Source organism: Halococcus sp. AFM35 (assembly GCF_051195015.1).
In the GTDB taxonomy this organism is placed as follows: Archaea; Halobacteriota; Halobacteria; order Halobacteriales; family Halococcaceae; genus Halococcus.
Genome location: NZ_JBNTJU010000011.1, coordinates 62,049 through 75,117 on the forward strand (window position 1 = coordinate 62,049; position 13,069 = coordinate 75,117).

The 13,069-nt window shown below is 65.9% G+C and carries 15 protein-coding genes; 8 read left to right on the plus strand and 7 right to left on the minus strand.

The annotated features are described in order from the left end of the window. Positions 1–7 precede the first annotated feature (7 nt). On the minus strand, positions 8–1,096 hold the full coding sequence (locus ACQUQO_RS10455; protein ID WP_435077944.1) for a hypothetical protein: 1,089 nt from the start codon (positions 1,094–1,096) through the stop codon (positions 8–10). Continuing rightward, positions 1,093–1,281: a hypothetical protein gene (locus ACQUQO_RS10460; RefSeq protein ID WP_435077945.1), complete on the minus strand. Its 189-nt coding sequence runs from the start codon at positions 1,279–1,281 to the stop codon at positions 1,093–1,095. Before ACQUQO_RS10460 ends, ACQUQO_RS10455 begins: the two co-directional genes overlap by 4 nt. Positions 1,282–1,411: 130 nt before the next feature. Here ACQUQO_RS10460 and ACQUQO_RS10465 point away from each other — a divergent pair, with 130 nt between their 5' ends. From ACQUQO_RS10465 to eif1A, 3 genes are all read left to right on the plus strand, one after another. Continuing rightward, positions 1,412–1,894 (plus strand): GNAT family N-acetyltransferase, encoded by a 483-nt coding sequence (locus ACQUQO_RS10465; RefSeq protein ID WP_435077946.1) that lies wholly within the window; start codon positions 1,412–1,414, stop codon positions 1,892–1,894. Between the two features lie 69 nt (positions 1,895–1,963). Next, positions 1,964–2,431 carry a VOC family protein gene (locus tag ACQUQO_RS10470; RefSeq protein ID WP_435077947.1) on the plus strand — a complete coding sequence of 156 codons (468 nt, stop codon included), beginning with the start codon at positions 1,964–1,966 and terminating at the stop codon, positions 2,429–2,431. A 49-nt stretch (positions 2,432–2,480) separates the two neighbouring features. After that, the gene (gene eif1A / locus ACQUQO_RS10475) at positions 2,481–2,765 is read left to right on the plus strand and encodes a translation initiation factor eIF-1A (protein WP_244699394.1); all 285 of its coding nucleotides are present in this window, start codon (positions 2,481–2,483) and stop codon (positions 2,763–2,765) included. Between the two features lie 53 nt (positions 2,766–2,818). Here the strand turns inward: eif1A and ACQUQO_RS10480 are convergent, their stop codons facing one another. Genes ACQUQO_RS10480 through ACQUQO_RS10490 form a run of 3 tightly spaced genes read right to left on the minus strand, consistent with a single transcriptional unit; the run spans position 2,819 to position 5,754 of the window. Beyond that, the gene (locus ACQUQO_RS10480; protein WP_435077948.1) at positions 2,819–3,886 is read right to left on the minus strand and encodes an ABC transporter ATP-binding protein; all 1,068 of its coding nucleotides are present in this window, start codon (positions 3,884–3,886) and stop codon (positions 2,819–2,821) included. After that, complete coding sequence (locus tag ACQUQO_RS10485; protein ID WP_435077949.1) at positions 3,883–4,698, minus strand: ABC transporter permease; 816 nt, start codon at positions 4,696–4,698, stop codon at positions 3,883–3,885. Before ACQUQO_RS10485 ends, ACQUQO_RS10480 begins: the two co-directional genes overlap by 4 nt. Positions 4,699–4,704: 6 nt before the next feature. Continuing rightward, a complete protein-coding gene (locus ACQUQO_RS10490; RefSeq protein WP_435077950.1) occupies positions 4,705–5,754 on the minus strand; it encodes an extracellular solute-binding protein in 1,050 nt (349 codons plus the stop codon). A 64-nt stretch (positions 5,755–5,818) separates the two neighbouring features. On the opposite strand from ACQUQO_RS10490, the gene ACQUQO_RS10495 reads away from it, so the two are divergent. Continuing rightward, on the plus strand, positions 5,819–6,535 hold the full coding sequence (locus ACQUQO_RS10495; protein ID WP_435077951.1) for a TOBE domain-containing protein: 717 nt from the start codon (positions 5,819–5,821) through the stop codon (positions 6,533–6,535). 22 nt (positions 6,536–6,557) lie between these two features. Here ACQUQO_RS10495 and ACQUQO_RS10500 read toward each other — a convergent pair whose 3' ends face one another. Both ACQUQO_RS10500 and ACQUQO_RS10505 read right to left on the minus strand, forming a co-directional pair. Next, positions 6,558–7,826 carry a digeranylgeranylglycerophospholipid reductase gene (locus ACQUQO_RS10500; protein ID WP_435077952.1) on the minus strand — a complete coding sequence of 423 codons (1,269 nt, stop codon included), beginning with the start codon at positions 7,824–7,826 and terminating at the stop codon, positions 6,558–6,560. A gap of 63 nt (positions 7,827–7,889) precedes the next feature. Then, positions 7,890–8,348 (minus strand): ferritin-like domain-containing protein, encoded by a 459-nt coding sequence (locus ACQUQO_RS10505; RefSeq protein WP_435077953.1) that lies wholly within the window; start codon positions 8,346–8,348, stop codon positions 7,890–7,892. Between the two features lie 147 nt (positions 8,349–8,495). Here ACQUQO_RS10505 and ACQUQO_RS10510 point away from each other — a divergent pair, with 147 nt between their 5' ends. Genes ACQUQO_RS10510 through ACQUQO_RS10525 form a run of 4 tightly spaced genes read left to right on the plus strand, consistent with a single transcriptional unit; the run spans position 8,496 to position 13,044 of the window. Continuing rightward, positions 8,496–9,131 carry a CoxG family protein gene (locus ACQUQO_RS10510; protein ID WP_435077954.1) on the plus strand — a complete coding sequence of 212 codons (636 nt, stop codon included), beginning with the start codon at positions 8,496–8,498 and terminating at the stop codon, positions 9,129–9,131. A gap of 3 nt (positions 9,132–9,134) precedes the next feature. Beyond that, positions 9,135–9,650, plus strand: a complete 516-nt coding sequence (locus ACQUQO_RS10515; protein ID WP_435077955.1) for a (2Fe-2S)-binding protein — start codon at positions 9,135–9,137, stop codon at positions 9,648–9,650. A 2-nt stretch (positions 9,651–9,652) separates the two neighbouring features. Further along, positions 9,653–12,166 carry a xanthine dehydrogenase family protein molybdopterin-binding subunit gene (locus ACQUQO_RS10520; protein ID WP_435077956.1) on the plus strand — a complete coding sequence of 838 codons (2,514 nt, stop codon included), beginning with the start codon at positions 9,653–9,655 and terminating at the stop codon, positions 12,164–12,166. Next, positions 12,166–13,044: an FAD binding domain-containing protein gene (locus tag ACQUQO_RS10525; protein ID WP_435077957.1), complete on the plus strand. Its 879-nt coding sequence runs from the start codon at positions 12,166–12,168 to the stop codon at positions 13,042–13,044. Before ACQUQO_RS10520 ends, ACQUQO_RS10525 begins: the two co-directional genes overlap by 1 nt. Positions 13,045–13,069: the final 25 nt, after the last annotated feature.

Below are 13,069 nucleotides of genomic sequence, written 5' to 3' on the forward strand. Positions count from 1 at the left end.
ACGGGAATCACCGCTGAGAACCACGGAGGATGAGCGGCCCGATGGCGAGCGTGCGCTTTGCGATTGTGGCGACGCGGGCGATGTAGGCGATGAGGAGGAGAAAGGGCAGCGTGGTGACGGTGAACCCGCCGGCGACGAGCCACAGAATATCGGGAACGCCGAGCGTCGCACCCGTCAGCGTGCTCCCGCTGACGAACGCGAGCATCGCGCCCGCGACGACCAGCGCCGGCACCGCCACGTAGAGGATGAGCTGCGAGAGGTCGATGAGCGCCCACTCGAAGTACAGCGTCTTGATATGCTCGCGCGCCGGGCCGAACATCGACAGCGACGTCCGGAGTTCGTCGAGTATCGCGTGGTCCTCGTCGGTCAGGCTGTCTTCGTGGTCGTCGCCGATGCGCTCGACCTGGAACACCTTCCAGCCGTAGTTGAAGTTCAGCGCGGCGAAGAGCACGTCGAACTCGCCGAAGGTCGCGCCTTCGAGGTCCTCGTCCACTTCGTCGGCGTTGTCGATGATGCTCTGGGTGAACTCGTCGACCTCAGCGCGGAGCTGGTCGTTATCGTTGTCGGCGACGGCACCGCGCAGCGCCACCGCACGGCGCTTTGCCGCGTCGATGACGACCCGCAGGAACATCGAGGGGTCGGCGGGCATCGGCTGGCCGATGAGGTCGCGGGTGTACGACCGAAAGTCCATCGTATCGCTCATGCGGCCGTGCTGTTCGCCGAGTGGGCCGTTTTCCTGTGAGATGACGAGCTGGGAGATGGTGAGCACGAGCGTCGTCGCGGTGACGATGGCCCCGATCATCGTCGAGAACATCGTCTCGATGGTGTCGGCGCTTCTGAGACTCGCCTCGAACGGGGGATAGACGAACACCCCGAGGGCGACGAACGCACCGAAGACGAACAGCGCCAGCAGGCCGGTGACGAGCAGGCGGTTCGCGCCGAGCATCGCCCAGAGTTTGATGCGGCTCTCGTTCGCGCGCTCGCGCATCGTGTTCGCGGTGCTGATGTCGACGTCCGGGTCCACCTCGGTGTCCATTTCGGTCTCGGTGTCCGGGTCGGCACCGATGTTCGTTCGCGCGTCCGGGTCGGCGCTCATTCTGCGCCCTCCTCGACGGGCCGTTTGAACAGCAGAAATTTCGTGCCGCCGCCGGCGTACTCGACGCTCGTGACGAGTTCCCAGCCCGCAGCGCCGAGTTCGTTCAGCTCCGCCTTCGGGTCGCTCGCTTCCTTCTGTGTTGGCCCGCGCGGCGGGCGCAACGTCTCGTACTCCCACTCGGTCATGGTCGGATAGTCACGGTCGGCCTATCGGAAGCCGATGAGTAAACGGCTGTGTTTTCGGCAATCCTTTTGCGGTGGTTGGCTCGCTAGGGCCGTCGAAACGGCTATCCCGGTTGCCGTGGTACGGTCATTCATGACAGTGCGCGAGGCAACGAACACCGATGCCGAGTCGATTGCAGGGGTGGCGCGAGTGTCGTGGAAACACGACTATCCGAACATCTTGAGTCGCGATACGGTCGAGCAGGGTGTCGAGGAGTGGTACGCCCCCGAGACCATTGCGACCGAAATCGACAGCGACGACGCGGTGGTGCCGGTCGCCGAGCGCGAGGGGAAAGTCGTGGGCTTCGCTCACGCCGTCGAGGACGAACTCGGCGGCACGATACTTCGGGTCTACGTCGCGCCCGAGCATCGAAACGAGGGTATCGGCAGCGACCTGCTTGAGCACGTCCGCGAGGAACTCGCCGACCGCGGTGCTGAGCGGGTGCGGGCGATGGTGCTCGCCGAAAACGACCCGGGTAACGAGTTCTACCGACGATTCGGCTTCGAGTTGGACGAGCAAAGCGAGACCCGCATCGGCGAGGAGACTTACCGCGAGAACGTCTACGTCACCGAGTGAGTGGGTCAAACCTGACGAGTTCGCCAATCGACCCGTAGCGATTTATCCTCCCGTGTCGAACGGTGGACGATGACACACGACACACCGATTCGGGTCGACCACGTGGGTATCGCGGTCGAGTCGATTGCCGATGCCGAACCCGTCCTCACGGCGCTCGGCTGCGAGAGACTCACCGAGGAGTCGGTCGAGGGCCGCTTCCGGTGGGCGTATTACGAACTCGGCAACGCCTCACGGCTCGAACTCATCGAACCCGAAGTGGACGGCTTTCTGACCGACTTCCTCGACGAGCACGGACCGGGACTGCATCATGTGACCCTCGAAGTCGCCGACATCGAGCGGGTCATCGAGACGTGTGAGGCGGCCGGATTACGGGTCGTCGACCGCACGCGCTTCGACGAGTGGACGGAGGCGTTCGTCTCGCCGCGGAACGCGACGGGCACGCTCTTCCAGCTCATGGAGTATCACGAAGGATATGCGAACGAGCGCCCGGTAGGGGACGGGATGTATATCGGTGGGCGGCGACTCGACAGGGAATGAGCGCCGGCGATTCCCAACGGCTTAACCGTCTCCCAATCCTATCGAACCCATGAGCGAAGAATCCGGGCGGAAGAACCTCCGCATGCCCGACGACAACGAGGTGTTCGCCGTCGTGACCCAGCACAACGGCGGCAATCACGTCCAACTCCGCTGTATGGACGGCAAGGAGCGCATGGGCCGAATCCCCGGCCGCATGAAGTATCGCGTCTGGATCAACGAGGGCGACGTCGTCCTCGTCGAGCCGTGGGACTGGCAGGACGAGAAGGGAACCATCGAGTGGCGCTACTCCGACCAGGACGCCGACCAGCTCCGCCGCGAAGGTCACATCGAGTAATCGTTTCTCACTCCGGTACGCCGTCGACGTCGGACACCGCCCGAACGGCAGTCTTACCGCGAGCGTGACGGTGTCTCGTGGGGTCCCCCGTCGTTCCCGATGACGTGGATGGCGTCGGCCGGGAGCGTCAGCCGGACCCGGTCGCGCGCGTCGAGTTCCGCGCGTTCGTAGGCAGGCGGCGAGAGCGCGAGACGAACGGCTTCGTCGTCCCCGTCGGGAACGACGTCGAGCAGATGGCCGTCACCCTCGAAGACCCGCCGGGTGATGGTCCCGGCGAGAGCGTTTTCCGTTTCGTCGTCCGCAAGCGTGACGTATTCGGGCCGGATGCAGAATCGGACGTCGTCACCGACGTGTTCGCCGCCGATGGCGGCATCGAGTTCTCGCCCGTTCCAGTCGAGTGCGGGGCCCGTCTCGGTTTCGACCACCTGCCCGGAAAACAGGTTGACGCTCCCAGTGAACGAGGCGACGAAGGGGGTTGCGGGGTGGGCGAACACTTCGGCGGGCGTATCGAGCTGGAGGAGTTCGCCGTCGGCGATGACCGCGAGTCGGTCGCCGATGGCGGTCGCCTCGCGCTGGTCGTGGGTGACGTAGACGACGGGAACGTCCAACGACGATAGCAGCGGCCGGAGTTCGTCGCGGAGTCGGCGCTTGATTGGCGCATCGAGGTTGGCGAGCGGTTCGTCGAGCAGCAGTGCGGCGGGGTCGGCAGCCAGCGAGCGCGCGAGCGCGACCCGCTGGCGTTCGCCACCCGACAGCGTGTCCGCCTTTTGGTCGAGCACACCTTCGATTTCGAGCGTTGCGGCGAGTTCCGCGACTCGCTGGTCCGCGTCCGCAGCGTAGGCGACGTTCTCGCGGGCGGTCATGTGGGGAAAGAGTGCGCCGTCCTGGAAGACCAGTACCGTGCCGCGCTTTTCCGGCGGTCGGCCGGTGAGATCCAGCCCGTCGAGCGAGACCGTCCCGGCGTCGGGATCGATTAGTCCCGCGACCGCCGACAGGAGGGTGGTCTTGCCACAGCCCGACGGCCCGAGCACCGAGAGCACCTCCTCGCCGACGGCGAGGTCGATGGGACCGAGTTCGAACGCGCCGTGGGACTTCCGCACGCCGTCGATGACGAGCGTCATTGCCACGGGTTGGCCGCGACGGTGTTGAGCACGGCGAGCGCCGCGACCGAGATAAGCAGTAGTAAAATCGCGACGGGATAGGCGTTGTCGAGACCGAGTTCGATGAACGAGACCCATATCTGGACCGGCATCGTCCGGGGGTAGTACGACAGCATCATCGTCGCGCCGAACTCGCCCATCGCCCGCGCGAAGGTGAGCGTCACACCGGCGAGAATTCCCGGCATGGCGAGCGGCAGCGTGACGTTCCGGGCCGTCGTCCACCGCCCCTTTCCGAGCGAGCGCGAGGCGTGTTCGAGCGTGCGGTCGACGCTCTCGAAGGCGGCTTTCGCGGTGACGACCACGAACGGCGAGGCGACGAACGTCTGGGCGAGCACCACGCCGGCGAGCGAGCGCGTGAGCGGAACGCCGACACTGGCCGCGGCGCTGCCGACGGGTGCGCCGGGACCGAACACGGTGAGCAGGACGATGCCGCCCACCGTCGGCGGGAGCACCAGTGGTAACACGACGACCGCCAGCACGGCGTTCGTCCAGCGTGACTCGCTTCGTGCGAGCCAGTACGCAAGCGGCAGTCCGAACACCGTGGCGACGGTCGCGCTGACCGACGCCGACAGCAACGACGTGGTCGCCGCGTCCACGACCGTCGGGTCGGTCATCCGGGTGAGGACCGCCCCCGGCGAGACCGAGAGGAACAGCGACACCATCGGCGCGAGGTAGTAGAGACACAACACGCCGCCGAGGGCGAGCGCGACGGTGAGCCAGTCGAAGCCGAACGGCGTGGTTCGCGACCGGGACGGGTTCGAGCGTGTCGCCATCGCAGATCAGGAGCGACCCCCCGATACCACCGATGATGGTTCTCCTGGGGCACTGCCGAGCATGGACTGGGCCCCAGCGGGTCGATTTCCACCGGACTGAACGGTCGCCCGTTTCACGCGCTGTGGCACGTCCCCTTCGTATGTCGGGAACCGCTCGCGCAGGAGGAACCCGTACTCGTCGAGGTAATCGCCGGTCGTGTGAGCGGCGAACACGTTGCGGGCGGCGTCGCTCGTCTTCCGGATGGTCGACCCGTAGCTGATGGGTCCGCCGTGAACCGTCTGGCCGCCCGGCAACGAGTACGAGACCGTCGAGTACCACTCATCCTCGTGTTCGGGGTTGCTCAAATCGACCTCGTCGGGCAGGTCGATGTAGTCGTAATCGCGCTCGACGGCCATGTTGCGGTAGGCGATGGCGGCGTCGATTGAACCGCTCTCGAACCGGCTGATGAGCGCCGTCTCGGGGTATATCTGGTCCTGTTTCAGTAGTTTCCGCCTGAGGTTCGACGCGTCGTCGTAGTACCGCGAGGCGAGTTCGAGGGTGAATAGCGTCCGGTAGCCGAGCGGGTCCCGGTCGGGGTCGGTCCGGCCGATGCGTACGTCGTCGCTGGCCATCGTTTTGTACCACTCTCTCGCGCCCGCCTCGGCGAGGCGCTTGCCGCCTTTCGTATCGGGGTTGTACGCGATGACGACGGCGTTGCTCGTGAACACCGCATGCCACGGCGGCGAGAGCGGCTTCTCGAACAGCGCCACGTCGGCGACGCTCACGATGTCGGGGTCGCGTTTTCCCTCGTCGATAAGGCGGGCGACCGTTGCCGACCCGTGGGTCTCGACCTGTATGGGGACGTCGACGGCAGGTTCGAGCCCGTTCGACAGCGCGTTCTGGAGGCTACCGGCCGCGAGGATCGAAACCGGCGCGTCGCGGGCGGTTCCATCGTTCCCGCCGCGCTCGGCACCGCTCCCAACGCAGCCGGTGAGACCCACGAGACCCGCCGCGCCGGCCGCTTGCAGGAACGCACGGCGCGAGCGGCCGGTCGGTCGCCGTCGTTGTTCCCGCATGGACACAACCAATTCATCGTGGATGCGTCATAAGCGCTTTGCCCGCGTGTCCGAACTGGTCGGTATGGACCTCGATGCGGGTTTCGATGCTCAGCTCGACAGGGCGGGGGTGGGCTTCGACGAGCGCGACGCGGCCCTGCTTCGAGCTATCGACGACCACGGCTCGCTCAACGCGGCCGCCAACGCGCTCGGACGGTCGTACTCGCGTTCCCAACGTCGTGTCGTCGAACTGGAAGGAGCCTTCGGCTCGCTGGTCGCCCGCAAGCGCGGTGGTGCGGGCGGTGGCGGCAGCACGCTGACCGAGGCCGCCCGGGACCTCCTCGCCGCCTTCGACCGCCTCCGCGCGGAATTTACCGGCGTGGCCGAAGCCGAGGAGACGGTGCTCGAAGGCGCGGTCGTCGAGCGTGACGGCGAACTCGCCACCGTCGAGACCGCTGCTGGCATCGTTCGGGCAATCGTCCCCGCGACGGCCCACGACGTTCGCCTCGCCGTCCGAGCCGATGCCGTCACGCTCCACACGCCGGGAGCAACCCCCGAAACCGCGACCAGCGCCCGCAACCGGTTTCGTGGCGCGGTCGTCGCCATCGAGGACGGCGATGGGCTCGCCCGCGTCGCGCTCGACATCGGGACCGACGCCGAACTGACCGCGCTCGTGACGCGGGCGAGCATCGATACGCTCGCACTCGCGCCCGGCGACGATGCGGTCGCCTCGTTCAAGGCGACCGCGACGCGGGCGGTTCCCGCGGACCAGTCCGTCCTCGAAGAGCAGCCCGAAAGCTGAACGAATCGACGTTTCGCCGCGGTCACTCCGACAGCAGCCAGCGGGGACCGGGCAGCAGTTCGCCGATGAGGTCACGGTGTTCGGCCACGAACCCGCGGAACAGGGAAATATCACCGGCGTGGAAGAGCCTCGCCAGCGCCAGCGGGTTGCCGCCGTTGGCCGCCGTGAGCGTGTCGCTGCTGAGTCGGCGGAGGTCCCGGATGAGGCGGTCGTAGCGTTCGGTCGGGGCGTAGTAGAGCAGATGCGTCATCAGCAGGCGCACCGCCGCCTTCGGGGCCACGTCGCGGTGCCAGAGGGTGTCGTAGATCGTCATCTCCTCGGCCGAGGTGTCCATCCGACCGGTGAAACAGCGGTCGGCGGTGACGGCCGCGGCCCGCCCGGACTTCATGCACTTGTCGATGCCCTGTCCCCACAGCGGGTCGATTGAGGGGACAGTGTCGCCGACTGCCATGAACCCGTCCGTGCTGAGCGCCCCGGGCGGTTGGATGTGCGCCGAGCCACGATGCTGGCTGGTCTCGATGCGGTTGGCGTCGGCGAACCGGGGGTCGCCGTCGAGCCAGCGCGTGAGCGCGTCGTCGATGCGGATGCGGTCGGCGTTCGGGCTGTATTTCTGGTTCTGGATGAAGCAGAGACCGACCTTCGCCGTGTCCGCGCCGGTGTGGAATATCCACGCGTAGCCGCCGGGCGCGAGGTCGTGGTCGAGCCGGAGCATCATCGCGTCCGTGAGGTCGGCGTAGCCGGGGCAATCGAGGTCGACGCCCTCGAACTCCCATTCGACACCGACGGCCTGCTTGCTTCGTTTGAGGTCGCTCACTCCGAGCGCCTTGGCGAGCGGCGCGGACGGGCCGGTTGCATCGACGACGATATCGGCGTAGACCTCTTCGTCGCCGCCGTAGCGCACGCCAGTGACCTCGCCGTCTTCGGTGATGGGTTTCGAGACGCGCGCGTCGAAGCGGTAGGTCGCGCCGCGCTCGCGGCCGTCACGGACGAGATAACGCTTGAAATCGGCGAATTCCAGGACTGCACCGGGCTGAGTGAGTTGGAAGTTCTCGCTCGGCGATTCGAGGACGACGCTGTCGGTGTAGTTCATCACCACGTCGTCGGGAATGCCGAACGACCCCATCATCGAAGGGAAGGTGCCACCCGTGGATTTGTTGCTCTGGGCGGGGAACGTCTCCTCTGGCTCGGTTTCGAGGACGAGGGTCTCGTAGCCTCGCTCGGCGAGGTCCCTGGCACACTGCGCGCCGGCGGGACCAGCGCCGGCGATGACGACGTCGTACCGGTCGGGCATGGACATCGTTCCGGTCGGTGTGCTATTTAGTCTTGCTGGCTGGGCCTCGTGCGTGCGTGGCTGTCAGTCCTCGCGGTAGCCCTTGCGGAAGCTGCGGAACTCCGTGCGGTGGGCCTCCTCGTCGCTCAGGATGTCGACCGCGAGGTCCTCGGTCACGGGGTCGTCGGCCTCGCGGGCGGCGTCGATGAGCGAGCGGTAGGTCTCGATGGCGTCCTCCTCGTACTCGATGACGCCGTCGATTACACTCAAGACGTCGGCGGTGTCCTCGGGCGGTTGGAGCGCCTCCTGTGCGGGTTCGAACTCAAAGGACGCCGGCGGCTGGGCGTCGAGGTCCTTCAGGCGCTCGCCGAGACGCTCGGCGTGAAGCAACTCCTCCTGTTTGGCGTCGGTGCGGAGGCTGTCTTTGACCTCGGCGGCGCTGACGCCGTCGAGCACCGAGGCGTTGGTCAGGTAGTTCATCACCGTCTCCATCTCGTCGTTGTAGGCGCTGCGCAGCAGCCCGATCACTTGGTCGTTCGTCATCGGCGGCGATACGCATGGGAGGGCCTTATAGTATTTGTCACCTAACGTTTATCACTGGTCTCCGGAAGCCGTTGCATGGCAATCTTTTTGTTCGCATAGCGATAGTGTGACATGGGAGTGAGCCACTCCCACAGGAGACATAGATATATGGAATTCAGTGGGACGTTCGAACTCGAAGAGACGACCACGGATGAGGTGTGGCTCGCGCTCTCGGACCCGGTGATGATCGAGCACGCGCTGCCGGGCTGTGAGTTCCTCGTCGAGGTCGATGACCCGGACCCGGATTTCGACGCCCTCCGGGACGAATACGAGGACAGGGACGTCGAGCCGACCTCGGACCCGGAGGTCATCGCCGAGCGCGCCTTCGAAGAGGGAGGTCACTACGCCGGCATCGTCGGCATCAGTATTGGGCCTGTCAACCCGACGTTCGAGACCGTGGTGACCATCGACGAACGCGACCAGCCGTATATGGAGGCCTCCGGGGAGGGGTCGGCCGGCGACAGCTCCTTCGAGATGACCTCGTGGATGGACCTCACCGACATCGACGACGGCGTCGAGGTCGATTGGAACACCGAGGCCGACGTGTTCGGCAACATCGCCGGGATGGGACAGCGCGTCATCAACCCGGCGGCCAATCAGGTCGTCAAGCGGTTCTTTTCATCCGTTCAAGACGAAATCCGCGAGCGCGAAATCGCCGAAGGCAGCGAGGTCGACGCGGCCGAATCGAACGAAGACGACCGCGGCATCGTCGACCGCATCCTCGGTCGGTCGGAAGGAAACTGACACATGACAGAACACGATATCGAACTATCGGTCAACGGCACGGAACACGAACTCACCGTCGAATCGCGAACACTGCTCGTCCACGCCCTCCGCGACGAGTTGGGCTATACGGGAACGAACGTCGGGTGTGAAAGCTCGACCTGCGGGGCCTGCACAGTCCACTTGGACGGCAATGCAATCAAATCCTGTACCCTGCTCGCGGTACAGGCCGACGGCAGCGAAATCGGGACCGTCGAGGGACTCGCCGCCGAGGGCACCTATGCCCCGATTCAGGAAGGGTTCCAGAAGGAACACGGTCTCCAGTGTGGCTACTGCACGCCCGGGATGATGCTCGCGGCGAACGACCTGCTCGAACGCAACGCCGATCCTGACGAGGAGGAAATCCGCGAGGCCATCGAGGGCAACCTCTGTCGGTGTACGGGCTATCAGAACATCGTCAACGCCGTGGAGTTCGCCGCCGAGGAGATGAGCGGTGACGTAGCCACCGACGGTGGCGAGGGGCGAGCGGAGGGCGACTGAACATGGGTATCGAAACCATCACATCGGACGAACTCGACGTGGAATCGGTGCTCGGCTCGGCCGTCGAGCGCCGCGAGGACCCCTCACTGATCACCGGTGAGGCCGAATACACCGACGACATCCAGCGGCCGAACATGGCCCACATGGCCGTGCTCCGGAGCCAGTATGGCCACGCGAAGATCAACGGGATAGACACCAGCGAAGCCGAGGCAATGGATGGGGTTGTCGGCGTCTACACCGCCGAGGACCTCGACGTCCCCGGCGAGATACCCGTCGGCTGGCTGCTCGATAGCCTCCGAACGCCGGTCCATCCACTGTTGGCGGGCGATGAGGCGCGATATCAGGGCGACGGCATCGCGGTTGTCGTCGCCGACGAGCGCTACATCGCCAGTGATGCGGTCGATGCCATCGACGTCGATTACGACCGTCAGGATGCCGTCACCGACCCCAAAGAGGCCGTCACCGAGGACGCACCGGTGGTCCACGACGACCTCGGGGACAACGTCGCTTTCGACTGGGAAATCGGCGACGCAGACGAGACGGACGACGCCTTCGCAAACGCCGCTCACACCGCCGAGGTCGACCTGACCAATCAGCGACTGATTCCGAACGCGATGGAGCCACGGGCGACCGTCGCGGAGTACAAGCCCGGAACGGAGGAACTGGAGGTCCACATGACCTCCCAGAACCCGCATCTCCACCGCCAGTTGATGTCCGGGGTGCTCGACGTACCGGAACACAAAATCCACATCGTCGCGCCCGATGTCGGCGGCGGCTTCGGTTCGAAGATCCACCACTACCCCGACGAGGCGCTCGCGTCGTGGTGTGCGATGGAGACCGGGAGACCGGTGAAATGGACCGCCACGCGTACTGAAACGTATCTCACCGACGCCCACGGTCGCGACCACGAATCACACGCCGAGCTGGCGATGGACGACGAGGGGACGATTACGGGCATGCGCGTGAAGACCTATGCGGGCATGGGCGCGTATCTCTCGACGTTCGCGCCCGCCGTCCCCACGTATCTCTACGGGACACTTCTGTCGGGCCAGTACGACATCCCGACCATCCACTGTAACGTGGTCGGGGCGTTCACCAATGGCGCACCCGTGGATGCATATCGCGGCGCGGGACGACCGGAGGCGCTGTATCTCGTCGAGCGCCTCATCACCCTCGGCGCGCGCGAGATGGGGATGGACCCCGCCGAGTTCCGGCGGCAGAACTTCGTTGCGAGCGACGACTTCCCCCATCAGACTCCAGTGGCTGTCGAGTACGATAGCGGTGATTACGAGCCGGCGCTCGACAAGGCTCTCGAAGCCGTGGGCTACGACGACCTCCGCGAACGGCAGGAGGAGTTGCGCGAGGAGGGTCGGTATCTCGGCATCGGGCTGTCGAGCTACATCGAGGCCTGTGGTCTCGCGCCCTCGGAACTCGCCGGCCAGCTCGGCGCGCAGGCCGGCCTCTGGGAGTCGGGGCTCGTGCGAGTCCACCCCACTGGAAAGGTCACGGCCTTCTGTGGCACCTCGGGCCACGGACAGGGCCACGAGACCACGTATGCCCAGATCGTCTCCGACGAGTTGGGCATCCCCTACGACGACATCGAAATCGTCGAGGGCGACACCGACGAGATTCCCCAGGGGATGGGTACCTACGGCTCGCGCTCTGCGGCCGTCGGCGGGTCGGCGCTAGCGACGAGTTCCCAGAAGGTCGTCGAGAAGGCCAAAAAGATCGCCGCCCACCAGTTGGAGGCGAGCGAGGAGGACATCGAGTTCGAAAACGGCGAGTTCAGCGTGGCGGGAGCGCCCGAGCGCTCGATGCACATTCAAGACGTGGCCGCCCAGTCCTATCTCGCCCACGACATGCCCGAGGGCATCGAGCCGGGACTCGAAGAGACCTCCTTTTACGACCCCGACAACTTCGTGTTCCCGTTCGGAACGCACGTTGCGGTCGTCGAGGTCGACCCCGATACGGGCGAGATCGAGTTCGAGAACTACGTGGCCGTCGACGACGTCGGCCCACAGATCAACCCGAAGATCGTCGAGGGGCAGGTCCACGGCGGCGTCGCGCAGGGCATCGGGCAGGCGCTCTATGAGGGTGCCGAATACGACGACAACGGGACGCTCATCACGGGATCGATGCAGGACTACGTGGTGCCGAAGGCCGAGCACATCCCGCGGATGGAGACCGATTCGACCGTAACGCCGAGCCCGCACAACCCCCTCGGTGTCAAGGGCGTCGGCGAAGCGGGCACCATCGCGGCCCCTCAAGCGGTGGTGAACGCCGTCACGGACGCACTCCAGCCGTTCGGAATCGACCACATCGACATGCCGCTTTCGAACGAAGCGGTCTGGCAGGCGGTGAACGACGCCCCAAGCCCCGAAGGTGGAACTGGCGACGAGGCGGTTGCCGACGGCGGTGAGCAAAGTGAAGCTTTGCGAACGTCGGAAGACGAGCGGAGCGAGTCTTCCGGAAGCGAGCCTTCCGGAAACGAGTCGGCTGCCGGGGGTGAAAACTGATGTTCCCCGACGAGTTCGACTACTACAAGGCCGGCAGCGTGCAGGAAGCGCTCTCGCTGCTCGACGAACACGCAGATTCGGAGACGGAGTTGCTCGCCGGTGGCCATAGCCTACTGCCGGCGATGAAGACCGGACTGTCGAGTCCCGATGTGCTGGTGGACATCAGCGGCGTCGAGGAGATGCAGGGCATTTCGGTCGATGGCGACACGCTCTCGGTCGGTGCGATGACCCGGTACAGCGACCTGCTCGACGCCGAAGACGTGAGCGAACACGCCCCGGCGCTCGCGGCAGCGGTCGAGCAGGTCGGCGACGTGCAGGTCCGCAATCGCGGCACCATCGGGGGCAATCTCGCCCACGCCGACCCCGCGGCGGACCTGCCGGGTGCGGCGCTCGCCTCGGATGCGACCCTCGTCGTCGAGGGTCCCGACGGCGAACGCGAGATTCCGGCCGATGACTTTTTCTTCGGAATGTACACGACCGACGTCGGTCCCGACGAACTGCTCACGCGCGTCGAGATTCCGTCGGCCGCGGGCGCAGTCGGAGCCTACGCGAAAAAGCCGAGTCCCTCGTCGGGCTACGCGATGGTCGGCGTCGCTGCCCTGCTCGAAACCGACGGCGATGGCGTCGCGTCGGCGCGGGTGGGGGCGAACGGCGTGATGGACCACGGCGTTCGCCTGTCCCCTGTGGAGGACGCACTCGCCGATGGCGACGCCATCGAGGCGGCCGCGGGCCACGCCACCGACGACCTCGACGTGGACCTGATGATGTCCGATTTGCAGGCCTCGAACGAGTTCCGTGCCCAACTGCTCGAAGTCTACACCGAGCGGGCGCTGACGGCGGCGATGGACGGCGGTTCGTCGTCGGCCGCGGCCGACTGACGTCCCCGTTCAGTCGTCTTTGCCC

What these genes read in the sequence shown, in the direction of transcription:
- ACQUQO_RS10455 (WP_435077944.1), bottom strand. Translation starts at nt 1,096, where the DNA reads ATGAGCGCCGACCCGGACGCGCGAACGAACATCGGTGCCGACCCGGAC.
- ACQUQO_RS10460 (WP_435077945.1), bottom strand. Translation starts at nt 1,281, where the DNA reads ATGACCGAGTGGGAGTACGAGACGTTGCGCCCGCCGCGCGGGCCAACA.
- ACQUQO_RS10465 (WP_435077946.1), top strand. Translation starts at nt 1,412, where the DNA reads ATGACAGTGCGCGAGGCAACGAACACCGATGCCGAGTCGATTGCAGGG.
- ACQUQO_RS10470 (WP_435077947.1), top strand. Translation starts at nt 1,964, where the DNA reads ATGACACACGACACACCGATTCGGGTCGACCACGTGGGTATCGCGGTC.
- eif1A (WP_244699394.1), top strand. Translation starts at nt 2,481, where the DNA reads ATGAGCGAAGAATCCGGGCGGAAGAACCTCCGCATGCCCGACGACAAC.
- ACQUQO_RS10480 (WP_435077948.1), bottom strand. Translation starts at nt 3,886, where the DNA reads ATGACGCTCGTCATCGACGGCGTGCGGAAGTCCCACGGCGCGTTCGAA.
- ACQUQO_RS10485 (WP_435077949.1), bottom strand. Translation starts at nt 4,698, where the DNA reads ATGGCGACACGCTCGAACCCGTCCCGGTCGCGAACCACGCCGTTCGGC.
- ACQUQO_RS10490 (WP_435077950.1), bottom strand. Translation starts at nt 5,754, where the DNA reads ATGCGGGAACAACGACGGCGACCGACCGGCCGCTCGCGCCGTGCGTTC.
- ACQUQO_RS10495 (WP_435077951.1), top strand. Translation starts at nt 5,819, where the DNA reads ATGGACCTCGATGCGGGTTTCGATGCTCAGCTCGACAGGGCGGGGGTG.
- ACQUQO_RS10500 (WP_435077952.1), bottom strand. Translation starts at nt 7,826, where the DNA reads ATGCCCGACCGGTACGACGTCGTCATCGCCGGCGCTGGTCCCGCCGGC.
- ACQUQO_RS10505 (WP_435077953.1), bottom strand. Translation starts at nt 8,348, where the DNA reads ATGACGAACGACCAAGTGATCGGGCTGCTGCGCAGCGCCTACAACGAC.
- ACQUQO_RS10510 (WP_435077954.1), top strand. Translation starts at nt 8,496, where the DNA reads ATGGAATTCAGTGGGACGTTCGAACTCGAAGAGACGACCACGGATGAG.
- ACQUQO_RS10515 (WP_435077955.1), top strand. Translation starts at nt 9,135, where the DNA reads ATGACAGAACACGATATCGAACTATCGGTCAACGGCACGGAACACGAA.
- ACQUQO_RS10520 (WP_435077956.1), top strand. Translation starts at nt 9,653, where the DNA reads ATGGGTATCGAAACCATCACATCGGACGAACTCGACGTGGAATCGGTG.
- ACQUQO_RS10525 (WP_435077957.1), top strand. Translation starts at nt 12,166, where the DNA reads ATGTTCCCCGACGAGTTCGACTACTACAAGGCCGGCAGCGTGCAGGAA.